Source organism: Moritella sp. 5 (genome assembly GCF_018219455.1).
Taxonomy (GTDB): domain Bacteria; phylum Pseudomonadota; class Gammaproteobacteria; order Enterobacterales; family Moritellaceae; genus Moritella.
In genome coordinates this window covers 3,552,212-3,576,879 of record NZ_CP056122.1, presented here as the reverse complement: position 1 = coordinate 3,576,879, position 24,668 = coordinate 3,552,212, and the positions used below count along the sequence as shown (strand labels likewise).

General features: G+C 39.6%; 21 protein-coding genes. 8 read left to right on the top strand and 13 right to left on the bottom strand.

Annotation, left to right across the window (positions count from 1 at the left end; translation table 11 throughout):
• Nucleotides 1–65: 65 nt before the first annotated feature.
• A complete protein-coding gene (locus tag HWV01_RS15905; protein WP_211672467.1) occupies nucleotides 66–1,262 on the bottom strand; it encodes an acetate kinase in 1,197 nt (398 codons plus the stop codon).
• Nucleotides 1,263–1,672: 410 nt separating this feature from the next.
• Here HWV01_RS15905 and yfbV point away from each other — a divergent pair, with 410 nt between their 5' ends.
• The gene (gene yfbV / locus HWV01_RS15900; RefSeq protein ID WP_211672466.1) at nucleotides 1,673–2,110 is read left to right on the top strand and encodes a terminus macrodomain insulation protein YfbV; all 438 of its coding nucleotides are present in this window, start codon (nucleotides 1,673–1,675) and stop codon (nucleotides 2,108–2,110) included.
• A 96-nt stretch (nucleotides 2,111–2,206) separates the two neighbouring features.
• Here yfbV and rlmA read toward each other — a convergent pair whose 3' ends face one another.
• The 4 genes from rlmA to focA form a co-directional block, all read right to left on the bottom strand.
• Nucleotides 2,207–3,040: a 23S rRNA (guanine(745)-N(1))-methyltransferase gene (gene rlmA / locus HWV01_RS15895; protein ID WP_211672465.1), complete on the bottom strand. Its 834-nt coding sequence runs from the start codon at nucleotides 3,038–3,040 to the stop codon at nucleotides 2,207–2,209.
• 102 nt (nucleotides 3,041–3,142) lie between these two features.
• Nucleotides 3,143–3,919, bottom strand: a complete 777-nt coding sequence (pflA, locus tag HWV01_RS15890; protein ID WP_211672464.1) for a pyruvate formate lyase 1-activating protein — start codon at nucleotides 3,917–3,919, stop codon at nucleotides 3,143–3,145.
• 127 nt (nucleotides 3,920–4,046) lie between these two features.
• Nucleotides 4,047–6,326, bottom strand: a complete 2,280-nt coding sequence (gene pflB, locus HWV01_RS15885) for a formate C-acetyltransferase (protein ID WP_211672463.1) — start codon at nucleotides 6,324–6,326, stop codon at nucleotides 4,047–4,049.
• 73 nt (nucleotides 6,327–6,399) lie between these two features.
• A complete protein-coding gene (focA, locus tag HWV01_RS15880) occupies nucleotides 6,400–7,251 on the bottom strand; it encodes a formate transporter FocA (RefSeq protein WP_211672462.1) in 852 nt (283 codons plus the stop codon).
• 490 nt (nucleotides 7,252–7,741) lie between these two features.
• Here focA and HWV01_RS15875 point away from each other — a divergent pair, with 490 nt between their 5' ends.
• From HWV01_RS15875 to HWV01_RS15860, 4 genes are all read left to right on the top strand, one after another.
• Entirely contained in the window at nucleotides 7,742–8,512 is a 771-nt protein-coding gene (locus HWV01_RS15875) for an ABC transporter ATP-binding protein (RefSeq protein ID WP_211672461.1), read from the top strand.
• Nucleotides 8,513–8,633: 121 nt separating this feature from the next.
• A complete protein-coding gene (locus HWV01_RS15870; RefSeq protein WP_211672460.1) occupies nucleotides 8,634–9,395 on the top strand; it encodes a transporter substrate-binding domain-containing protein in 762 nt (253 codons plus the stop codon).
• Nucleotides 9,396–9,476: 81 nt separating this feature from the next.
• Nucleotides 9,477–10,241 (top strand): ABC transporter permease, encoded by a 765-nt coding sequence (locus HWV01_RS15865; RefSeq protein WP_067048177.1) that lies wholly within the window; start codon nucleotides 9,477–9,479, stop codon nucleotides 10,239–10,241.
• Between the two features lies 1 nt (nucleotide 10,242).
• Nucleotides 10,243–10,953 carry an ABC transporter permease gene (locus HWV01_RS15860; protein ID WP_211672459.1) on the top strand — a complete coding sequence of 237 codons (711 nt, stop codon included), beginning with the start codon at nucleotides 10,243–10,245 and terminating at the stop codon, nucleotides 10,951–10,953.
• An 88-nt stretch (nucleotides 10,954–11,041) separates the two neighbouring features.
• Here the strand turns inward: HWV01_RS15860 and HWV01_RS15855 are convergent, their stop codons facing one another.
• The 4 genes from HWV01_RS15855 to HWV01_RS15840 form a co-directional block, all read right to left on the bottom strand.
• On the bottom strand, nucleotides 11,042–12,562 hold the full coding sequence (locus HWV01_RS15855; protein ID WP_249185343.1) for a lytic transglycosylase F: 1,521 nt from the start codon (nucleotides 12,560–12,562) through the stop codon (nucleotides 11,042–11,044).
• A 130-nt stretch (nucleotides 12,563–12,692) separates the two neighbouring features.
• Complete coding sequence (gene xthA, locus HWV01_RS15850; RefSeq protein WP_211672458.1) at nucleotides 12,693–13,520, bottom strand: exodeoxyribonuclease III; 828 nt, start codon at nucleotides 13,518–13,520, stop codon at nucleotides 12,693–12,695.
• Between the two features lie 391 nt (nucleotides 13,521–13,911).
• Nucleotides 13,912–14,157 carry a hypothetical protein gene (locus HWV01_RS15845; protein ID WP_211672457.1) on the bottom strand — a complete coding sequence of 82 codons (246 nt, stop codon included), beginning with the start codon at nucleotides 14,155–14,157 and terminating at the stop codon, nucleotides 13,912–13,914.
• Between the two features lie 575 nt (nucleotides 14,158–14,732).
• Entirely contained in the window at nucleotides 14,733–15,449 is a 717-nt protein-coding gene (locus HWV01_RS15840; RefSeq protein WP_211672456.1) for a sugar isomerase domain-containing protein, read from the bottom strand.
• A gap of 165 nt (nucleotides 15,450–15,614) precedes the next feature.
• Between HWV01_RS15840 and HWV01_RS15835 the strand changes: the two genes are divergently transcribed.
• Nucleotides 15,615–16,472, top strand: coding sequence for an AraC family transcriptional regulator (locus tag HWV01_RS15835; protein WP_211672455.1), 858 nt, complete (start codon nucleotides 15,615–15,617; stop codon nucleotides 16,470–16,472).
• Between the two features lie 23 nt (nucleotides 16,473–16,495).
• On the opposite strand, the gene HWV01_RS15830 is transcribed toward HWV01_RS15835, so the two are convergent.
• Together HWV01_RS15830 and HWV01_RS15825 are read right to left on the bottom strand one after the other, a co-directional pair.
• Nucleotides 16,496–17,506 carry an NAD(P)-dependent oxidoreductase gene (locus HWV01_RS15830; protein ID WP_211672454.1) on the bottom strand — a complete coding sequence of 337 codons (1,011 nt, stop codon included), beginning with the start codon at nucleotides 17,504–17,506 and terminating at the stop codon, nucleotides 16,496–16,498.
• 176 nt (nucleotides 17,507–17,682) lie between these two features.
• Nucleotides 17,683–18,054: a hypothetical protein gene (locus tag HWV01_RS15825; protein WP_211672453.1), complete on the bottom strand. Its 372-nt coding sequence runs from the start codon at nucleotides 18,052–18,054 to the stop codon at nucleotides 17,683–17,685.
• A gap of 339 nt (nucleotides 18,055–18,393) precedes the next feature.
• On the opposite strand from HWV01_RS15825, the gene HWV01_RS15820 reads away from it, so the two are divergent.
• Both HWV01_RS15820 and HWV01_RS15815 read left to right on the top strand, forming a co-directional pair.
• Nucleotides 18,394–19,596, top strand: a complete 1,203-nt coding sequence (locus HWV01_RS15820; RefSeq protein ID WP_211672452.1) for an EAL and HDOD domain-containing protein — start codon at nucleotides 18,394–18,396, stop codon at nucleotides 19,594–19,596.
• Between the two features lie 629 nt (nucleotides 19,597–20,225).
• The gene (locus HWV01_RS15815; protein WP_211672451.1) at nucleotides 20,226–21,821 is read left to right on the top strand and encodes an ABC transporter ATP-binding protein; all 1,596 of its coding nucleotides are present in this window, start codon (nucleotides 20,226–20,228) and stop codon (nucleotides 21,819–21,821) included.
• A gap of 133 nt (nucleotides 21,822–21,954) precedes the next feature.
• Here HWV01_RS15815 and HWV01_RS15810 read toward each other — a convergent pair whose 3' ends face one another.
• Together HWV01_RS15810 and HWV01_RS15805 are read right to left on the bottom strand one after the other, a co-directional pair.
• Complete coding sequence (locus HWV01_RS15810; protein WP_211672450.1) at nucleotides 21,955–23,130, bottom strand: MFS transporter; 1,176 nt, start codon at nucleotides 23,128–23,130, stop codon at nucleotides 21,955–21,957.
• 332 nt (nucleotides 23,131–23,462) lie between these two features.
• A complete protein-coding gene (locus HWV01_RS15805; protein WP_211672449.1) occupies nucleotides 23,463–24,641 on the bottom strand; it encodes a multidrug effflux MFS transporter in 1,179 nt (392 codons plus the stop codon).
• Between the last annotated feature and the right edge of the window lie 27 nt (nucleotides 24,642–24,668).

Sequence of the window (24,668 nt, the reverse complement as noted above, 5' to 3'; positions counted from 1 at the left end):
GAGAAGAAAGAAAGGTGCGGTTACACCTTCCTTATTTAAAAATGAAACTTATTTAGCGAACAGTCTTAGCTGATTAAGCTTACTGCATCTTGTGCAATAACAAGTTCTTCATTAGTCGAAATAACCATAGCTTTAATTTTACTATTTGCTGTAGTAATTGTACCTTCAGAACCAAAACGTGCTGCTGTATTCGCTGCATCGTCAACTTCGATACCGAAGATAGAAAGTTGGTTTAATACTAATGCACGGATAACGTCAGAGTTTTCACCGATACCACCAGTAAATACGATAGCGTCAATACGGCCTAAAGCAGCTGCGTATGAAGCGATGTATTTAGCTAGACGGTAGCAAGAAAGTTCCATTGCTCGAACTGCGCCAGCTTGTTTTTCTGCATAACCATCTTCGATAGCACGGCAATCGCTAGAAATTTCAGACACACCTAGTAAACCACTTTCGTTGTTTAGCATGCTGTTCACTTCTGCAAGTGTGTAGTTACACTGTGTAACAAGGTGGTTGATGATGCTTGGGTCAAGATCACCACTACGTGTACCCATTACTAGACCTTCAAGTGGAGTCATACCCATGCTTGTGTCTACTGATTTACCATCTTTAATTGCACAGATTGATGCGCCGTTACCTAGGTGACAGTTGATGATGTTAGTTTCTTCAACTTTTTGACCTAGAAGAGCAGCTGCTTCACGACCGATGAATAGGTGACTAGTACCGTGCATGCCGTAACGACGGATGCCATTTTCGCGGTATAGTTTGTACGGTAGTGCGTATAGGTATGCTTTTTCAGGCATAGTCTGGTGGAACGCAGTATCAAATACAGCAACTTGTGGAAGCGTTGGGAATGCAGCTTGTGCAGCACGGATACCGATTAGGTGAGCTGGGTTATGAAGCGGTGCTAATGTTGCACAGTCTTCGATACCTTGCATTACTGAATCATCAATGATTACTGATGAAGTGAATTTTTCGCCGCCGTGTACAACACGATGACCGATCGCAACGATTGCGTCGCTCATTTCTTTTTGGTCTTTAAGAATGTTATTTACGATGTATGCTACAGCTTCTTTATGTGAAGCGCCTGCGCCTAGATCGGCTGTGCCTTTATTGCCGTCAAGTTTCCACTTGATACGTGCGTTGTCTAAATTAAAGCATTCAGCAAGACCTGATAATTTTTCATCACCAGATACTGAATCAAGAACTGCAAATTTAAGAGAAGAGCTACCACAGTTTAGAACTAGAACGAGTTTATTCATGCGTAAAAACCTATTATGAAATAATCAATAAAATAACTGATAACAATCCTAGCGATATTGGCTTAGGTATCGTATCTTTATTAAAGCAGAGAAATATATCTGTGCTTACTAAATTGGCTGACACTGTCATTTTTACGTACGAAATCGTATTGGGTACGACTAATGTTCGTTACTAAGTATCCATCTTAAAGAAATGACGACTTTTTAAAACTGTGAGTCATGTCACTCACATTTTCCCTTAAAGTGTTAACTGCCTCATAGTTTACTTGCAATGAGACGATATCTCAAAGTATATTTATAATAATGTTGATCTAGAGCATTAGCTTAACATCTATATAGTATTTTACCTGCACTATGACATGGTGTATGGTTGGGGATATAGAAAATTTCAATCTATTAGGGGGATGCTGATGAGTGTGTTTACAGATACGCTTTATAAAGGTCAACATTATATGCAGCGCTGGCCGATGAAAAAAGAACTGGCCGCACTTTTTCCTGAGAATAGAGTTATTGCCGCCACGAAACTTGGCTTTAAGACTATGCCGCCATTAGCGATTTTAACTGTGATGATGCAGTATCTATATGGTGATATACAGCAGCTACCAGCGAGTATTGCGGTTGCATTATTACTTATTACGCTACCGATGCAAGGTGTGTTCTGGTTAGGTAAACGTTCGAGCGAGTTATTACCCGTGTCACTAGCAAATTGGTATCATGAACTTTATCAAGGGCTAGTAACGCAAGGTTGTGATCTTGAGCCCGCAGTGAAAAAGCCACATTACAGTGAATTGGCTGATATTTTAGAAAATGCATTTAAGCGAATGGATAAAGCGTTTATGGTTAAGTAATACACGATTACACTTTATTCCGATAATTCTTAATACCGATATTAAAGCTAATATCGGTATTTTTTTGTCTTTTAAACGGCGAGGGCGTTAGAAAAACTACGCAGTGCGTTTATAAAGCGTGATATTAAAGTCGAGCGTTAGGGTTAAATCTGCCGCATATATCTCTGCTTTTTGTTCGTCACTCATCTTCCACGCTAATGGTGTCATTTCTAATAAGTTCTTACTGTCTTTTGCTTGCGTCAGGGTGATCTGGTCGGTTAAACGTTGCTGTTCAATCAGTTCAAACCCGGCAATATCTTCAATCTTCATGTCGTGTTTTTCAGGGGTTTGGTAAATCTTTTGCTTTAGCTCAAATAAATGCTCGGCAGCTGGAGTCACTGTGAGTAAGTAACCCTCTGTTTTGATTATACGGGCCAGTTCAGCATCTTGTGATGGTGCATAAATACGCGTCACCAAGTCTTGGCTCGCATCCGCGAATGGAGTGTTGTAAGCACTTGCCACACAAAAACTGATCGTTTTATAACGTTTTGCTGCATAACGGATCGCTGATTTAGAAATATCGAGTCCTGCGATTTGTGGCGTTGTATTAGCATCATTATGAATCGCCATAGCCTGCGCTAAGCGGTGGGTGTAATACCCTTCGCCACAGCCTAAGTCGAGGATGTTTGGTGCGTTGACAGCCGTTAGCGCTTGCTGAGCAATGCTATTGACCTTGTCTGATAGTGATTGATAAAAGCCTTGGTCAAGAAACTCACGACGCGCTTGCATCATCTCTTTGTTGTCGCCAGGATTCTTTGATTTTTTGTTTTGCACAGGCAATAGGTTAACGTAGCCTTCTTTTGCTAGATCAAATTGATGGCGTTGATCGCAAGTGAGGCTTTTGTCTTGTGCGGATAAAGGGCGTGCGCAGATAGGGCAAAGGTAGTTCATGTGATCTCGTTATTCTTATATAAGGTTAGCAAAAGGCTAAAACAAAAAACCGATCATAGCATAGAGCTAGGATCGGTTTGCAATAGAATGCTGTTTGGGCGATTAATACATCACATTATCTTTGTATTCTAATAAGATATTTTTAATGCGGTCCATGGTGTCTTTACTTGGTGGGGCAACACCATCAAGAGGGTAATCAAAGCCCATTGTTTTCCATTTATGCAAGCCTAATTCGTGATAAGCCAGCAATTCTACTTTTTCAATATTATCCATATGTTGAATAAACTGACCAAGTTGATGCGCTGATGCATCATCATCGGTATAACCGGGTACCACAACATAACGTATCCATGTTTTTTGATTACGTTTTGCTAAATATTCGGCAAACTCGAGGGTACGTTTATTGCTAACACCAACTAATTTCTGATGGATTTTGTCGTTCATGTGCTTTAGATCTAGCATGACTAAATCAGATACATCGAGTACTTCATCAATGACATCTGTGTATTTACGAATATAGCCGTTGGTATCTAAGCAGGTATTAACGTCTTGGGCTTGGGCCGCAGCGAAAAAATCACGCACAAATTCAGGTTGTAGCATTGCTTCGCCACCGGATGCAGTGACACCACCCCCCGTTGCTTGCATAAAGGCCTTGTATGAAATCAGTTCACGAATTAATTCATCGACGGTGGTTTCTGTACCAGCATGTAGGTCCCATGAATCACGGTTATGGCAATATTGACAACGCATTAAACAGCCTTGCATGAAGACGATGAAACGGATGCCAGGGCCATCAACTGTGCCACAAGATTCGGTAGAATGAATGCGTCCTACTGTGCTACACAACTCGGTAGAATCAATAGGTTTAATAAGCGGCATAATATGTCCAAAAAGTAGGGCTATACGATCATTATAAATACAAAAGCCTTACAGGTGTAAGGCTTTTGTGTCTTTCTACTATAAAAACAAACAATTGTTATATTTTATAGTGTAATTCTCGTCAGTCTTAGAATGACTGTTGGAATGTACGTGTGATTACATCTTGCTGCTGTTCAGGTGTTAGCGAGTTGAAACGTACTGCGTAACCAGACACACGAATGGTCAGTTGTGGGTATTTTTCAGGGTGCTTAACAGCGTCTAACAACATTGAACGGTCCATCACATTTACGTTTAAGTGCTGACCACCTTCAATTACACTGCTGTGCTTGAAGTAACCATCCATTAAACCAGCGAGGTTAGTACGACGAGTATCGTCTGTTTTACCCAGTGCGTTTGGTACGATAGAGAAAGTATAAGAGATACCATCTTTTGCGTATTCAAACGGTAGTTTTGCAACTGAAGTTAGGGCTGCGATTGCGCCTTTCTCATCACGACCATGCATTGGGTTTGCACCTGGTGCGAATGGTGCGCCAGCAGGACGACCGTCTGGTGTAGTACCCGTTTTCTTACCGTATACAACGTTTGATGTAATGGTGAGTACTGACTGTGTTGGTTTCGCATCACGGTACATTTTGTGGCTAGATACTTTCTTCATGAAGGTTTCAACTAGGCTACAAGCGATATCATCAACACGTGAATCGTTGTTACCAAATTTAGGGTAATCACCTTCGATTTCAAAATCGATTGCAATACCATCTTCGTCACGAATTGGTTTCACTTTTGCAAATTTGATTGCAGAAAGTGAATCAGCAGTAACAGATAGACCCGCGATACCACATGCCATTGTACGTTCAACGTCGCGGTCATGCAGTGCCATTAGTGATGCTTCATACGAGTATTTGTCGTGTGAATAGTGAATTGAGTTAAGCGCAGTAACATAAGTTGTTGCTAACCAATCCATCATCTTATCTAAACGTGCTGCGATATCTTCGTAGTTAAGTACTTCATCAGTGATCTTGTCTGATTTAGGACCAACTTGGATTTTCAGTTTTTCATCTACGCCGCCATTGATTGTATATAACAATGCTTTAGCAAGGTTACTACGTGCGCCGAAGAACTGCATTTGTTTACCAACAATCATTGGTGATACACAACAAGCAATTGCATAGTCATCATTGTCGAAGTCGGTACGCATTAAATCATCATTTTCGTACTGGATTGATGAAGTATCAATTGATACTTTCGCACAGTAGCGTTTGAAGTTTAATGGTAGGTTTTCAGCCCACAATACAGTGATGTTTGGCTCTGGTGAAGGACCCATAGTGTATTGTGTATGTAGTACACGGAATGATGATTTAGTTACTAATGAACGACCATCTGTACCCATACCAGCGATTGTTTCTGTTGCCCAGATTGGGTCACCAGAGAATAATTCATCGTATTCAGGTGTACGTAGGAAACGCACCATACGTAGTTTCATTACTAGGTGATCAATCATTTCTTGAGCGTCAGTCTCAGTAATGAGACCTGCTTGTAAATCACGTTCAATGTAGATATCTAGGAACGTTGTTACACGACCAAAGCTCATTGCTGCGCCATTTTGTGATTTAACTGCAGCTAGGTAGCCGAAGTAAGTCCACTGGATCGCTTCTTTTGCGTTTGTTGCTGGGCCTGAAATATCGAAACCGTAAGTTGCTGCCATCGTTTTGATGTCGTTTAGTGCACGGTACTGCTCTGAAATTTCTTCACGTAAACGCATTGTTGCTTCTAGGTCTTCACCTGAGTAAAACTTCGCTTCTAATGATTTTTGTTGTGCAAATTTGTCTTTCATTAGGAAGTCGATGCCGTATACAGCAACACGACGGTAATCACCAATGATACGACCACGGCCATATGCATCTGGTAAACCTGTTAGGATACCTGACTTACGACATTTCATGATGTCACTTGTGTAAACGTCAAATACACCTTGGTTGTGTGTTTTACGGTATTCAGAGAAGATTTTGTTTGTTACTGGATCAAGCTCTTTACCATATGCTTTACAAGAACCTGCAACCATACGGATACCGCCATTAGCGATGATTGCACGTTTTAATGGTTTTTCAGTTTGTAGGCCAACAATTGTTTCCAAACCTTGGTCAATGTAACCAGCGGCATGTGATGTAATTGTTGATGGCAAAGATGTATCAAAATCAAGCGGCGCGTGCGTGCTGTTTTCGATTTTAATGCCTTCCATCACATTGTTCCAAAGCGTATCTGTCGCTTCAGTTGCATCGGCTAGGAAAGACTCATCGCCTGTAAATTCCGTGTAGTTCTTCTGGATAAAGTCACGTAGGTTAACGTCGTTAGTCCATTCGCCAGTTGTAAAACCTTGCCACGCTTGATCAAATATTGTTTGTTCAGTCATAAGTTCACCTAATCTATTAATATTCTAAAAATTAAATTTCAAAGTTTGTTATCTGCTGTGTTTACAACAGATATTAAGATTCTTTTTTGCAGTAAATAATCCAGTACGTCATACCAACCAGTAATCCGCCACCAATTATATTGCCGATGGTGACTGGGATAAGATTGTTAAATACAAAATTAGTTAACGTTAAATCGGTAAAGTCTGCAGGGTTCGCACCGGTTGCTAGCCAAAATTCAGGGCCTGAAAAGTTCGCAATAACATACCCGAGTGGGATCATAAACATGTTAGCGATACTGTGCTCGTAACCTGATGCGACAAACATACTCACAGGTAATGCCACGGCTACAAACTTATCGGTAATAGAGCGTGCGGCAAAACTCATCCAGACACCAAGACAAACAAGTAGGTTGGCCAGGATGCCAAGCGTGATCGCTTGAATAAAAGTATGATGCAGTTTGTGCTGGGCAATCTTCATGGCATTTAGACCCCAAGCGCCATCGGCGACGAGGTGCTGCTTAGCTAATATCATTAACGCCACAAAGAAGAGGCAGCCGATAAAGTTACCGACGTAGACCACTGCCCAGTTTTTGGCGAGTTGTGCGGTTGTTATCTTGTTATTCGCACGGGCAATAATGGTTAAGATTGAGCTAGTAAATAGCTCGCCGCCACAAACAACAACAAGTAGTAGGCCAAGACTAAACGCAAACCCCCCTATGAATTTTTTTAAACCGTAAGCAACATCCGTTGTTCCTGTTGTTACCGTGGTATAGAAGGCAAATGCAATGGAGATGAATACACCTGCAGTAATCGCAAGCATGAACGCTTGTTTAGGGGCCTTAGTTGCTTTTGCGACACCGATAGATTCTGCTTTTTTTAGCAGTTCTGGTGGTAGGATTGCATCAAATGGGTTTGTTGTTTTCATTACTTAGCCTCAATAAATAACTCATGCTTATTATTACCTAACTAGTGGTATTTGTAACGTGATCTAGATCAATTTCATGCTATTTTGTGTTTTTTTATTACGGAATTTGATTGTTTAAACTTGAACACCCCTAATTAGGTGTAACTAAATTACAGTAATCGCGTATTCACATGTACTTTATTTTAAATATAAAACAAAAGTTTAATTAACTGTTTAAAGTAACGTAAATAATCATAAATACCAATATAGCGGTAGTGTCCTATATTGTCTTTTGAGATTTATTTACGTTAAATTTCTTGTTGTTGGAGAATATAAAACTGCAACGTGACCACTTTGTGGTCTTTAAATCTAAACTATGGCGTTTTAATGTTATCTGAATGACTAATTTGGTATGTTTAATGTTGTATTTATGTTGCAATCTTTGGTGTTAATTTGAATTTAAATATTGCGCATTTCTTAATTGTTATAAATCGTATTTAGGATGAATAGAATGAGTAGCAGTCCCACATTAGACATCAAAAATTTGCATAAATCATTTGGTGACAATGAAGTCTTGAAAGGTATCGATCTGACTGCAAATAAAGGTGATGTAATCTCTATTATCGGTTCATCAGGCTCTGGTAAAAGTACCTTTTTACGTTGTATTAATTTATTGGAAATGCCTACTTCAGGTGACATATCCGTAAATGGCGAATTAATCGAAATGATTGATGGTCGCGACGGTAATAGACTAATCGCGAATAAAAAACAAGTTCAACGTATTCGTTCACGTCTCGCTATGGTGTTTCAAGGCTTTAATTTATGGTCGCATATGACGGTCATTGAAAATGTGATCGAAGCACCTATTCATGTTTTAGGACTCTCTCGTCGCGACGCGAGGGCGAGTGCAGAACAATATCTGAAAAAAGTTGGTTTATGGGAAAGAAAAGACTATTACCCAAGTCAGCTATCTGGTGGTCAAAAGCAGCGTGTGGCAATCGCCCGTGCATTAGCTGTAGAGCCGGAAGTATTGCTATTTGATGAACCAACCTCCGCATTGGACCCTGAATTGGTCGGTGAAGTTTTACGCGTAATGCAAAGCCTAGCGGAAGAAGGCCGAACCATGTTGGTGGTTACTCACGAAATGGCATTTGCACGCGATGTATCGACCAAAGTTATATTCTTACACCAAGGTCAAATCGAAGAGCAGGGCGATCCGAAAGAATTATTTGATAACCCGAAATCAGAGCGTGTGCAGCAGTTTTTAGCACCCAAATATTAGCGTCTAGTCGATTCATTCGCGTAATGATAAAACCAGAATTATATAAATATAACTATAAAAATAAAACGACTACAAACACAAGATCATTGATTGATCTCATTATAATAATAGGGAAATACTTATGAAAAAATTAGCCTGCGTAATTGCAACAAGCTTATTGCTTTCTTCAGCCGTAATAGCAAAAGAATGGACTGATGTTCGTTTAGGTGTTGATTCACCTTACAAACCATTTGAATATAAAACCCCTGATGGTGAGCTAACAGGTTTTGAAATCGATTTAGGTAACGAAGTTTGTAAACGCGCTAATTGGAATTGTACTTGGGTTGTACAATCTTGGGACGGTATTATTCCTGGTTTATTATCACGTAAATACGATGCTATTTTCTCTTCAATGTCGATCACTGACGCGCGTAAGAAGAAGGTTCTTTTCTCTGAACCTTACTACAATACACCAAGCGCTTGGTTTGCAGCGGCAGACTTTAAACTTGATGTGGCAGATAAAACCGCATTCAAAAAATTACGTATCGGTGTACAGCGCGGTACAGTTCAAGATACACACGTCACCGATAATTATGCTAGCAAGAATACAATTAAGCGCTATAACACCAGTGGTGACTTATTACTTGATCTTGAAGGCGGTCGTTTAGACATGGTATTACTGGATTTCCCTGTCGGTGATAGCACGTTACTTATCCCTGAGAAAAAAGGCGCTTATGCAGCTGTTGGCGATACATTCCAACTGGGTGAGGGCATGGGTGTTGCACTGCGTAAACGTGATAAATCACTTGCAGCAACGTTCAATAAAGTATTAGCAGAAATTAAAGCGGATGGTACTTACGAAATTATCCAAGCTAAATACTTCAGCTACAGTATTAAAATGTAGTCTCTTTATCTATGATAAAAATGGGCGCTTAGTTAAGGCTATTAGCTAGGACTAGGGGCTCACTGCTTTTCTGGGAATGTTATGTTAGATCTCCAAGGTTATGGGCCAGGTATATTTAATGGCGCTATATTGACCGTTAAACTCGCCATTTTTTCATTAATCATCGCAGTGCTACTCGGTCTGATTACCGCGGTTGCACGTTATTCCGGTGGTAAAGTTGCTTCTGTATTAGCTGTGTCGTATACCAGCTTAGTCCGTGGCGTGCCGGATTTGGTCTTAATGATGCTGATTTATTTTGGCTTACAAGTCGGACTCAATAATTTTTCGGAATGGTTGTACGAATTACATGAAACCTATGCCATCAATGAATTTTATATCGAACAAGGATGGTTAACATTATCTGCGTTTTATGAAGATGGTATGTATTTCAATATCGATGAATTCAGTGCTGGTGTGGTGACGATTGGTTTCATTTTTGGCGCTTATATGGGCGAGACGTTCCGTGGTGCGTTATTGTCTGTGGATAAAGGCCAATTGGAAGCTGCAACCGCTTATGGCATGTCAGATTGGCAAGTGTTCCGCCGTGTAATGTTTCCACAGATGATGCGTTTTGCACTACCGGGTATTGGTAACAACTGGTTAGTGCTGGTGAAAACAACCGCGCTCGTGTCGATTATCGGTTTATCAGATATGGTTAAATTAGCGAAAGAAGCGGCAATGACAACATATGAACCGTTTCTGTTTTTCATTCCTGTTGCGTTTGTGTATTTAGCGATTACAACCGTGAGTGAAATTGTACTGAAATATTTAGAACGTCATTTTAGCAAAGGTGTAGAAGGTCATTAATATGTTAGATCAACTGATTGCTTTGCTTGAGCAAAATGAAATGTTTACTCCGAGTACCTTAAATGAGTATTGGGATGGTGCGGTATTGACTGTACAGCTGACGTTCTTGTCTGTTGTCATCGGTTTCTTTTTGGCCGTGCCGTTGGCGATCATGCGTACGAGTCAGTATGTGTGGTTATCACGTGGTATTTGGGTATTTACTTATGTGTTTCGTGGTACACCGTTATTGATCCAGTTGTATCTGATTTATTATGGTGTGACCATGGTTGATGGTATTCAAGACAGTTCAATATGGTTTTTACTCGAAGATGCATTTTACCCTTGCTTGTTAGCGTTTGTATTAAATACGGCAGCATACAGCACCGAGATTATTCGTGGTTCATTGGTGACAACCGATAAAGGTGAAATTGAAGCGGCACAAGCATATGGCATGAGTTATTGGCAGGTTCTGCGTCGTATCATTTTACCGTCGGCGTTCCGTCGTGCGTTGCCAGCTTACAGTAATGAAGTTATTTTTATGCTGCATGCAACGTCAATCGCCAGTGTCGTGACCTTGGTTGATATCACGGGGGCTGGCTACAATGTGTATTCACGTTTCTATGCTCCCTTTGAAGCATTTATTTTTGCGGGTGCTATCTATCTGTGTTTATGCTTTACTATTTTCGCCGTATTCAAAAGGTTAGAAAAACGCGCGTTTAGGCATCTTGCTTAACGACTTACATCGTTACAGTTAATAAATTAAATAGGAGGTCGTTTTGTATCAACATAGCGGCCTTTGATTAATGACTGCTCCTCTTTGCTTACTGAGTATTGTTAGCAATTTTCTGTTGCGCTATCTGCGTATCGTTGATTGTATAACGTGAGGCCAGCAAATAAGTGATGTAAAACTTATAAATGTTGTTTACGTAATTCACCGTTTCTTTACCTATGGTCTCTGCGGCTATTTTCTCGACATGATTAAACCAAATGTTGGGGTTTAATCCTGCCTTTAAAGCCCGTTTCCTTAATTGTATTAACTTCGCTGGTCCAGCGTTATAGGCGGCAGAACTCAATAATAGCGAGTCTAACTTGGCAATGTTTTTATGGCTAAAGTAACGCTGTTTCATGAAGTGTAAGTACTTAACACCTGCATGGATATTACTGTCTATGTTGTTGATGTTTTTAATATTGACGTAAGGTTCATTCGCCGTCGATGGTAATATTTGCATCACGCCGACCGCACCTCTATGGCTAAGGGCCTTTTGATTAAGCCGAGACTCCTGATAGGCTTGCGCAAGAATAAACTGCCAATCGAATTCATACTGTTCGGCGTATTTTTTAATGATTGTTTCAGTCTCTAAATAGCGTTTTTCAAACTGCTGATGGATAACTTTATTCAGCCAACGATGGCTAACTAAATAGCGACGGTGCAGAATGTTGCCTATTTTAGTGCCTTTTTTATGCTTGTTAATAAACTGATTTAAACTGCGCGTTAATTGTGGCGTGTGATTACGTACCGCCCAGGTACTTGGGATATTATTACCGAAGACTAATCGTGGGTGTAGTTTTATATTTTTATATAATTTTTGCCATAATCGTAAACCATGGTTAGAGATCATCGTCATGAAAATTTGCTTGTTGTCGACCATATCTAATAGTTCGTAATCTTCGAGTTCATCAGCCACGATATTGATGTAAATAGGTTGTTTATTGAGTCGGAATAATTGCTGGTTGATGATGTCTAATTGCTGATGATAAATACTATTACGACGTATCCAAATTTCCTTGCCTGATAACTGATTTATATTCTTATACTCATCCATAGAGTCATGGCTGACGAGCAATAATTGATTGTTGGTGTATATGGGCTCTGTGTGGGTTACTTGGTTTTGTTGGCGTAAAGGCGTCATTAATGGGCCAATTGCAATATCACCATAACCTTGCGCGAGTAAGTTGATTATTTGGCTACTAGGCACCGGAATAAACAAGATATTGAGTTTCAACTTGGTGTTTTTGAAGTATTTACGGTTTAGCTGTTTTTCGTATTCACGCATCATGTCATAAGCAAAACCACGCGGACGACTTTGATAAATGAAATAATAAGCGGGGTGATTAACGACTAAGACTTTGATAGTACGTTTTTTTAATAGCAGGGGGAGGTCTTCAAAGCTGGGCTGGCTGTGAATATTCATTTGTTGTTGCGCGACAGAGTTTGAAAATGTTGAGCTTGCCAAATTAGAGTCAGTATTAGCGGAATATTGAGCATTACTGGGTGATATGTTTACGACGATACTGAGAAGTAAGCTATTTGTTGCTGTTACGCATATCTTAGTCCACTGCATAGCCATCATCGCTTTTGGTATGTGAATGTCGAGGTAACACTAAGATTAGACACATATTTCTAAAATGCGGTTTTGAGATTTTAAATAGCTTAGGGATATGCTCCTAAGCTATTGTTATCGAGTAACAATTTTATTCGGTAAATGTTGTCCAGATTGGCGCGTGGTCTGATGGCTTTTCAATGCCACGCAGTTCGTAATCTACATCACTCTCTACTACTTTTGCGTTCAATGTTGCCGTCGCTAAGATCACGTCAATACGCAGTCCACGGTTGTCTGGGAAACCTTTTGAGCGGTAATCAAACCAGCTATAACGATCTGTTACTTCCGGCTTAATGGTGCGGAATGTATCGTGTAATCCAAACCCTTGCAGTTTTGCTAACCATTCACGTTCTTCTGGTTGGAAGCTACATTTACCTGTTTTTAACCAACGTTTCGCATTTGGTTCACCGATGCCGATGTCTTTATCTGCTGGAGAAATGTTGATGTCGCCCATTACGATCACATCGTCTTCTGCCGTGTGGTTGTCGTTAAGGTATACGTTTAGGTCTTGATAGAATTTACGCTTGTTCGGGTATTTCGTCTCATGGCTAATGTTTTCGCCTTGTGGGAAGTAACCGTTTAACACTGTGATCGGTTTGCCTGATGTTTGGTCAAACGTCACCATGATCATACGTTTTTGCGCTTCTTCGTCATCGGTAGGGAAGCCATATTGCACTTTAATTGCTTCTACGTCTGCCACTGTGCTTTTCTTCACCATCATAGCAACACCGTAATGTGCTTTTTGACCGTGGAAAAATACGTGATAACCCATGTCTTCAACCGCTGCTACAGGGAACATTTCGTTGTGAACTTTAATTTCTTGTAGGCCAATTACGTCAGGCGAATGCTTGTCTATGATAGCTTGTAGCTGATGCAATCGAGCGCGAAGGCCGTTAATGTTAAATGAGATTATTTTCATTGGTTTTTTAACCCTTTGTTATTTGCAAACCTTTATATCTATAGCTTCTATTATTCACGCGCCAGTTGCGAGGCAAATTTTAATAATTTGTGTCACTTGTGCAGAAATGGGGCTGTTTTGAACGAATGTTAATAGTTCTGCTACTTGGTCATGGCTGTGGCATTGTGACAGAGTCAAATAGCGAGGTAGTGAGCTGGTATCACAAGGCCGCTGAGGGCACAAAATATTTGGTTTTATGTAGGATGAAGGACATGAGTTGCTCTGAGTAAGGGTGACGCATTGAATTGGTATCATGCCAGTACCAATATTGGACTCGATCAATCGTTAAAATACGTTTGTTTTTGACGTGAATGTAGATTCAGCATGTAAATCGAATGTTCTACATAGTCAGCTATAGTTTGTCATTTCTATGTCTAATATTTAGCGTACTTATAATGTGAGCCATTCGACGTTTATCTACATCATTTAATAATGAAAATTTTGTCATTATAGATTCGATATCTTCGTCTATGCTTTCATTCATATTCTGAATATCGTATTCGATTACTTCTAGTTCATGAGTCCGCTCATCGCACGCATCCCCATATGCTTCATGTAATGCAATCATCTCTTCATCATTTATTATATTTTGTATCATGAAATCACCTCATAAATGGATGGCCTGAGTTAATAATACACCTTTGATTTATTTAAGATATCTGACAAGATGGGTATTAAATAAATCCTTATTTCCTCGGCTAAAAAGCAGCTCTAATTGACATTAGATTATTTCATTCAGTCCTAAAGTTAAAAGAGCCTTATTGGAGGTTTTTGATGTGATTTAATGATTCACGTACCTAATTGATGCTGGTTGTGCAGCACTACGATTATAGTAAGCAAAGGAAAGGGCTTTGACTTTTTATATGCGTTAAATTAGCGATACGATTTAAAGTATTTATCACATTGACCTTGGGCTAGATTTTGTTGCTCATCAAAGTCAAACCTAAATAAATTCACAAATTACAGTGTTGCATTAATTTTACATCTTCATTTAAAATTGTAAATTAAATGTGTGTAAGTGTTTGTAAGTTATATAAATGTGCGTAAGGTTCATTGCTAATAATACACAAATCAAATAGGTATTTAATTCATATAGCGACGACCGTATTGTGTCATATGATGACAGATGGACGCCTGCTTGAAAGAGAGAACGTATTGCTCGTAAATGGCTAACTACATTGATTTTAATCTTGAGCCAAAATGTTTGTAGACATGATCATTGTTGAAACCGTCAACATTTTGACTAGAGAAGACCAAGGGTGTTACACCTTGCTTTATAGCTTCTTTTTGAGCCTCGACGGTAAGAATATTCATAATTAACATACCTGCAATGCTAGAAAATGCGCCAGTAATATTCCCGTTGATATTACACAGACCATCTCCTGTAGGTACACAATTATCAATAACAATATCAGCAATATCCATTAGCTTTAAACCAGAACTATGACGACTCTCGTATTTTGACGACTGCTCTACAGATGTTATTGCTATTACAGAATGGCCTTTGCTTTTAGCTATTTTAGCAAATTCAATAGGAAGTGCATTTCGACCTGAATTTGAAATAATCATAATAACGTCCCCCGACGATATATTTTGGTTATTCCACACTACTTCTGCCAACCCTGATAGCTTTTCCATTGCAGAGCCTCTTAAGGCACCATCATTGGTCAGTAATACTGAATCCAAAATAGCATTTATATTACCAAGCCCCCCGGCTCGAATAAATCCCTCTAGCCCAATCATATGAGAGTGCCCAGTTCCAAGAACTTGCACCATTTTGTCATCAACAATAGCTTTAGTGAAAAGCTCGGTCGCTTTAGATAAAGTATCTTTATTCGCTTCAACGAGTGAAGTAAGCCTTGGCTGTAAGTGGTTAAAATATTCAAACATATACAATCCTCTCTGTATGTTATAGATATAACTATCTTACAGTTCCACGATCCAAAATATAATACTATTCCATTAACAAGTAATACTTATCTTGATATATTGCTGTATGTAGTAGGCTGTTCCCAATTTTCATATTTCTAACCCAAAGGTTGTAGACGAGTAATCATGAAAACAACAATACAAAAAGTACCCCAAAGACAAGGCTGGTCTTGGCGTTACAAAATGTTGGAAGAAATTTACAAATCCGAAAATTGGCATGCTCACAAAGAATTTGAGCTTGTTTTACATAGACACTTTAAAGGAAAAGCAGTCATAGGTTCTTACGAAGGTCAGATAGAACACAATGACCTAATATTGATAGGACCAGACGTTGTCCATAGCTTTGAATCCATAGGTACAGATGAAAATAATCTTTGTGAGACCCATATTATATGGTTTAGTGAAGAGTGGATAGCCAAAGCAATGTACAGTTGTGTTGAGTTGAGGCAGTTAGCACCTTTACTTCAACGCGCAAATAAAGGGCTTAGTTTTTCACCTAAAACAGCAGAGATGGTTTATAAGCACCTAAACAACTTTGAAAGTCTTTCTTCCATAGGACAACTTGCTGTATTGATTCAAGTACTGGCTGAATTATATGCAGACCAATCAAGTTTAACCTTACTTTCACGTCCAACAGATGTAAAGAAAAACACAACACACCATAACAACAATAAAATTGACCGAGTTTGTCAGTACATTGATAACCATTTTGCATCGGATATAACATTAAAAAAGTTAGCAAATTATATGTATGTTAGTGAAAATACTATTCATCGTTGGTTTATACAGAATTTCAATGAAAGTTTTAGTCAGTACCTAAAGAAGCTTAGGCTGAATTATTCAGCTCAATTACTTACGACAACGAATATATCAATTAGCTTAATTGCAGAAAAAGCAGGCTATAGAAACCAAGCGAACTTTAATCGGTTGTTTAAAGAATATAAGCACCTAACCCCATCTAAATACAGATTAAAATTTAAGTAGCTGATAAGTTACGTAATCATTAACTAATCAGACTTCATAACGCTGAAGGTGCTTTCATTTGGTTTGCCATGGATGTCATCATCCAAAAACAAATCTCGTTGTAACGGTTTACCCGGATGGCAACTGTATGCATCGAAGTCTTTAACACCTTGTGCACGTAATACATCTTCATCAAGATAAAAGCCATTTTTATGGTCTGAAGGTAACTGGCTAATCAAAGCGAGACAGGCATCCGCCATGATGCTTGGTTTGCGGCAGCCCCCTTCAATTAATTTTCCCGCCATCATGTTTGCGACCGCGGATGTTGCGATCGCTGTTTTCGGCCACAAAGAACTCACGGCAATATCATCGGCTGCGAACTCTTCCGAAAATGACTGACTCAATAATGACATCGCATATTTTGATGTCGTGTATGCTCCGTATTGTTTAAACCATTTCGGGTCGAGATTGATCGGTGGAGACAAAGTCACTACGTGGGAATGTTGGCTACGGCGCAAGTGCGGTAAACAGGCCTGTGTCAGTAAAAATGTCCCTCTGACATTAATACAAAACATCAAATCAAACTTTTTCACGGGCGTATGTTCAATCTGATCCAGATGGATCGCACTGGCATTGTTGATTAAAATATCGATACTACCGAACTCAGCAACAGCTTCATCCACCGCGCGTTGCACCGCTATTTCATCACGTACATCAAGCTGAATAGCCATGGCTCGCCCAGCACAAGACTGATTAATCGCCTCCGCTGCGGTATAAATGGTGCCCGGTAATTTAGGGTGTGGGATCGTGGTTTTTGCAGCTATCACGACATTCGCGCCAGCCTTAGCACACGCGGTCGCAATGGCTAAACCAATTCCTCGCGACCCGCCGCTGATCAACACAGTTTTTCCAACAAGCGTATCTACATCCGACAAAGGTAACGGCGAGGGCGAATAACTCGCTTCCTCTCCGTGTACTTTACGTAGACTGAGGGTTTGACTCACAATTTCAAGTCGAGTGATCACTCGGCGAGCAACATCAAATAAAGAGGCCATTGTCTTCCTTATATCAGCATCTCACGGTTAAAAGAACTGTATTTAGTATAGGAAGAATAAAAGGCTTTGCGCTTAGATTCATGTTTTTCTCGACCAAGCAGCAGCTCCACGAGTCGTTTTCTTTCATCTCATCTAAATGTAGTGATACAGAAAATTTGTCTGCATGCTATATTCGATTATGATTGCGTATTAGCAAGCCAGTCCAATGCTAAACTACGGTCACTGAAGATTTTGATATTCCAGGGCATTGGCCTAGGAACGTCCACAAGACTTTCTGTACATTTTTTTGTGACAGAGCTATAAGCAACTACAGCCATTGAACCTATTTGAGCTAGTGTGGCTAAATGTTGTTGAGCTTCAAAGGTATAGGTGTATTGATGGACTTTATTGATCAACAGATTAAAAGGGTGTTCAAGTTTGGAGAGTAAAAATTCATGGTATTCTCCAACCATTTCTAAATCCATTTCGACATTATTGTCGACTATCACTTCAGCTAAATTTGGCTTCAGTATAATTATTTCACCAAACGATAATTTATATTTAGACATTGGGATCCATCCCTGTTAATTATTAACAAAAAAAACATACAATTGATTCTATTATCATTTTTGTTTACAGCAAGGAAAAGAAAGACTATTTTTTACAAATTGTGACTCAACTGATAAATAAAAATAATACAGTATAAAATAATCGTTTTTGATTAAAACTGCGGCAGATATAGTAGCGTTGAATTGCTAGGATAGGCCATATATTGACGGTTCCCCCAATATACGTATACTGAAAATAGGTATTTTTATAGTAATATCAAGTAAGATTTAGCTTGTTTTTGATAACAACCCTACAATATTCATCATATTCTAGGGTTTTGTATAAAAAGGTAATAACGCATGTATTCGTATGTAGCTAGACAACCGATCTTAGATACAGATAAAAATACAATTGGTTATGAATTGTTATTTCGGGATGGTCCAAAAAACTCGTTTCCCGATATAGATGCAGAGCAAGCAACCAGTCGCCTGCTATCAGATCAGTTCATGAATTCATGTTGGAATACGACAGGGAATAAACTTGCTTTTATCAATTTTCCATACAGTAGCTTAATTAGGTTAATACCGACCTTACTCCCCAAAGATAAACTAATTATTGAGATTCTGGAAGATTGCGAGCCGACAGATGAACTATTACAAGCGGTCGTTATTTTTTATAAAAAAGGCTACAAGATGGCCCTTGATGATTTTATCCCAGATGCTCGCTGGGACAGGTTCTTACCTTACATCGCCTTTATTAAGTTTGATATCCAACTTTACCCACTCTCTGAGGCAAAGTCTTTTATTCATAATAATCGCAATTATAAGATAAAATTCTTAGCGGAAAAAGTAGAAACCTACGAAGAATTTCAGCAAGCAAAAAAAATTGGATTTAATTACTTCCAAGGCTATTTCTTTAGTAAACCAGAAATGGTGCAGCAACGGACTATTGAACCATCAGAACTGGTCACATTACAATTGTGCACTGAAATTGCCACTCCAGAACTGGACTATGATGCGATAGGGAAATTGATAGCCAGCGATGTTACCCTATCTTATAAACTCCTGAAATATGTAAATGCATCGTCTGCTATTAGCAAAACCATAACTTCATTTAAGCATGCTCTGATTTATCTAGGGCAGGACAAGCTGCGCCGATTTATTTCTTTAATGACAGCCGCTCATGCCAATCAGCATAAACCTCAGTCTCTCTATGTTCTGTCTATCCAACGGGCGCGAATTTGTGAACAGCTAGTCACTAAAGGATCATTTAAAGCAGAGCCAAACCAAGCCTTTTTAATGGGGATGTTTTCTTTGCTGGATGCTTTATTGGATAAACCTCTGTCTCAGCTTTTAACTAATTTACCCCTCAGTGAGGAACTTAAATTGGCATTGAACGAAGGTAAAGGAGAGCTTGGGCACCTGCTTAATGCAGTAAAATCCTATGAGAACGCTGATTGGGAACAAGTCAATAATCATTGTCACGTACTTGGTATTTCGGAAGAACTTTTTGCCAGTCAGTATGCTGATTCGATCAAATGGGGCGATGACTTCACTATCTAAGTTTCACCATCTAAATCTAATAAATAACAGCTTGATGTAGGTTCCGCTTATTTTTGAACGGAACTAACTACCTAGTGCTGAGTAAGTCACCAAATGGTAGGTATCTAATTTGTATTAGTTTGTTTTAAAATTATTTATAAATCCACCCTATCTGCATGATAAGTATAGTTAAGTTTACATGCGTGTAGTGATTTTTGTATGTCTGAAAAATATAAATCATTGAATACACCAAACAACCTAAAACTACTTAAGTCAGTCATAAAAGCCATTGATTATTCTTAAATATCTCATTCAGATGGGGCGTTCACCATCATTCGATCGAAATTACATTTAAACATGCTATATCAACAGGTGATGCTCATCATATAGCAATAGCCTATATTTATGATAAGTGTGTAAAAAATAAGTTAATTATCAATGTTTTGGTGCTCATAGTGATGGCTACACCACTGGGGACTACCTTGCAGCTTCTCATGTCGCACAATTTACAAATCATTTAAAGCGGCGATTTCAAATGGACTAAAGTTAGAATGTGCCTGATTCATAAATATTAATGTTATCCATTTAGAACATTAAATGGCCTGTAAATGTGTGGCATATCTACTAATCCTGCAAGAGGAGATCGAAAAATGGAAAAGAGCATTTTTCAATTTATCTGGAAGTATTCAAAAAGAAATCAGCTGGCTCTAACAGCGACCACGCTCCTGACTTTTCCTATTTTGTACGCTTCACTGGAGTTACCTAAGCGCATTATTAACGATGCCATTGGTGGAACAGGGGAAGACGTTTTATTGCTGGGCATGAACCTAAGTCAGACCCAGTTTTTGATGCTTCTTTGTGTCGGTTTTCTATTATCTGTATTAGCCAACGGGTTATTGAAAATGCACTTAAACACCATGAAAGGTGTGTTGTCGGAACGTTTATTACGACGATTTCGCTTTAAACTTCTCACCCGGATGTTGAAGTTTCCTCGCTCATATTTTCGCACCACAAGTCAAGGTGAGTTGGTCTCTATGGTGACATCTGAAGCGGAACCCATGGGGTCATTTATGGGGAATATGCTATCGCAACCTGTCTTTCAGGCAGGGCAGATGCTGACCATTCTTGTGTTTCTATTTGCCCAGAGTTTCTGGTTTGGGGTCGCGTCCATAGCGCTTATTCCATTGCAAGCATGGATTATTCCTAAATTACAGCGCCAGATTAATGTGTTGAATAAAGAGAGGATAAAAGAGGTTAGAAAATTTGCTGCTGATATTGGTGAAACTGCTGCAGGTGTCAGTGATATTCGTATGAACGGCAGGGCACGTCATAGATTGTCATTGTTTTCTAATCGTTTGGGGAACTTGTTCAGTCTTCGTTTTAAGATTTATCAAAAGAAGTTCTTTATGAAGTTTTTGAATAACTTTATTAATCAATTGACCCCCTTCTTTTTCTATTCTGTTGGTGGTTATTTAGCGATTAAAGGCGACGTAACAGTCGGTGCCTTGATTGCTGCGCTCGCAGCTTACAAAGATCTGTCGTCGCCTTGGAAAGAGCTGCTAGCTTATTACAACCAGACCCAAGATATGGCACTGCGTTGGGAGCTCGTAATCGAACGTTTCGCCCCAAAAAACTTGGTGAAAGAGACTTTGTTTGATGGCGAATCTGCTATGTTGACTAGCCTTAGTAGAGACATCGATCTTGTGCCTGATAAAGATAGGCATTCGATACTGGAAGATATTAGCTTGACCATGCCAAAAGGTGCGTTTGCTGATGTATTAACGCGTGAGGTTACTCCACAGAAGGGAACCGTGAAGGTTGCTGGGCATGAGATTAATGATTTACATCAAACAGTTGTTTCTAATCGCATCGGCGATGCCAGTTACAAGCCTTATGCAGTCGGTGAAAACCGATTCATGCCATTTAATTATGAGCCAGCCTTTGGTGAGGATATATCGGTTGATGTGGCTGACTGGGTTACTCCCCAAATGGCGTGGGCTCAATCATGTGATGAGAGCCAAGACTGGTGGTTCTTGTTGGATAAAGCAACGGGTACCGACAATATGATGGTGCGTAGAGGACGACGAACACGTCTTGATCCTGATACTCAGAAAGTGAATAACTTCGTTCAGATGTTGCAGGGTGAAGCACTTTATCATCGGCTTAGAGTAATCGCGCCACTTCTGTATAATGTAGTGACGACTCAGGGGGGAGAACATCTTTTCGCTGTTTTCAGGGAACGCTGACGCCCGTACTTTGACTCGTGAATTAACTCGTAATTGATGACAGATACCACCCCATGTCCCCATTGAAAACCTTGCTAGGATAAGTACCCTAACAAGGTGTAATCTAAAGTGAACAGGGATTTTCGGTGTTGTGTTAAGAGCTTGACCCTTGACCAAGGTCAGTGCTTATTCCACTGCGTGTCAATTTTAGCCCTACAAGCATGCAGGCGACTAGCCCACATATAAGTAAAGTGATGGCGAGGCTACCAAAGTCACTGGCAGCATGTAAACCAAAGCCAATCATAAGGTAGTAGAATAGGCCAAGTAGCGCCCCTGCACTGCCCAAGTGATCATGGTAATTCGTTAATGCACCACTTAGTAGGTTGGGTATTGCTAGCCCAAAAGACAAATAAACCATTACCATTGGAATGAAAAACCATACTGAATCCTGCAGAAGGTACACACATATAGCACTGAGTAAAAGTAAGGCTGTCGCAAGACTAACTATACGATCATGGCTTAAGTGGTTGCGGATTAATTTCATGTTGATAATTGACCCTACAATGGAACCTGCAGCAAGTAACAAACCAGTATAACCAAAATACTCAACACTGACTCCAAGCTTTTCAAACATAAATGGCGCAATACTGTAATATGAAAACAATGCAATATTAAAAGCAGCGACCATAAGTGAGATATACCAAATATGGCCATCTTTTAACATTTTCAGAGCGACAGCTAATAAGCTATCGCGATGGTTGTTCGCTGGCTTAGTTTCAGGCAGTTGAATAAATGACCATATTAAGAGCGGTGCGACAAATACGACCATGGCAGCAAAAATCCAAGTATAACCACCATGTATTGTTAGCCAGCTGCCTGTTAACATGCCAATAACAGGGCTCAAACCAACTGAAGTCCCAACGATAGAGAAAACATGTGAAAGCTCCATACCTTGGTAGCCATCACGAATAATGGTTTGGATACAAATTGAACATACAGCTGCTCCAAAAGCGCAACAAGCAAACCCCAGTAGTAGCATATTGAAGCTTGGCGATATCAAGGTAAATACGGCCGATACAATGAATACAATTAAGCCTGCTAATGTTGAGGTACGCCGGCCAATAACATCACACATACGACCCCAAAAAATAACCCCAGCAGCAAAAGCAATAAAAAAAATCGATAATGCTTGTGCGGCTGCGGCAGCTGATACACCAAAATGATTTTTAATGGATGTCAGTGCAGGACTGTACATGGTTTCTATAATTTGCGGCAACATCAGTAATATAACTGCTAAAGGAATTGAAATCTTTTTTACGTTTGTATTCATTATTACTCCTACTTTTTGTTTACATAAAAAGCGTTTTTATGTGTCATAAAGCACATAGTTACGACAATGGAAGCATATAATATGTAGGCTACAGGTAATGTTAATATTGAGACAATAAACATCGATTTAAGGACAGGGTGAGAAAATGGCTTTTATTTTAAAGCCATACATTCTAGAAATACCATCGCTCAGAGTACAAACAATAGCTCTGAGAATAAGAATAAGAATAAGAATAAGAATAAGAATAAGGATGGATATACCTATTCAGTTGTTATGGTTAAGTTAAACGAAAAGTACCGTAATATTTGCGGCACTTTTCGTTTTATAGTGAGTTATAAATCGATATCCTTAAGGTCTATGTCAATGTTTATTAAATTGCGTGCTAATTTTAATCCAACAAGTATACAGGCGAGTAGCCCACATATAAGTAAAGTGATGGCGAGGCTGCCAAAGTCACTGGCGGCATGTAAACCAAAGCCAATCATAAGGTAGTAGAACAGGCCAAGTAATGCACCTGCGCTGCCTAAGTGATCACGGTAATCCGTTAATGCGCCACTTAGTAGGTTGGGTAACGCGAGTCCAAAAGACAAATAAACCAACATCATTGGGACAAAGAACCATACTGAGTCTTGTAGAAGATAGACACAGATACCACTGAGTAAAAGTAAGGCTGTCGCAAGACTAACGATACGATCATGGCTTAAGTGGCGGCGGATTAATCTCATGTTGATCATTGATCCCACAATAGAGCCTGCAGCAAGTAAAAAACCTGTATAACCAAAGTATTCAACACTGACACCAAGCTTTTCAAACATAAATGGCGCAATACTGTAGTATGAAAATAGCGAAATATTAAAAATCGCGACCATAAGCGAGATATACCAAATATGGCCATCTTTAAGCATTTTAAGACCAACAGCTAATAAGCTATCACGGTGGTTGTTCGCTGGTTTCGTTTCTGGCAGTTGAATAAACGACCATACTAAGAGCGCAGCGACAAATATTACCATAGCGGAAAAGACCCAAGTGTATCCACCGTGTGTGGTCAGCCAGCTACCTGTTAGCATACCTATTACAGGACTCAAGCCAATAGACGTTCCCACGATTGAGAAAACGTGTGAAAGTTCCATACCATGGTAGCCATCACGAATAATGGTTTGGATACAAATTGAACCTACCGCTGCCCCAAAAGCGCAACAAGCAAACCCTACAAGCAGCATGTTGAAACTTGGCGCCATTAACGTAAAAACGGCCGCTACAATAAAAACCATTAAGCCTGCTAATGTTGAGGTACGTCGACCAATGACATCACACATACGACCCCAAACAACAACCCCGACAGCAAAAGCAATAAAGAAAATAGATAGTGCTTGTGCGGCAGCTGCAGCCGAAACACCAAAATGATTTTTAATGGATGTCAGTGCTGGACTGTACATGGTTTCGATAATTTGCGGAAACATCAGTAATATGACCGCTAAAGGAATTGAAATCTTTTTTACTTCGGTATTCATTATTTTTCCTACTTTTTATTGCCTCTT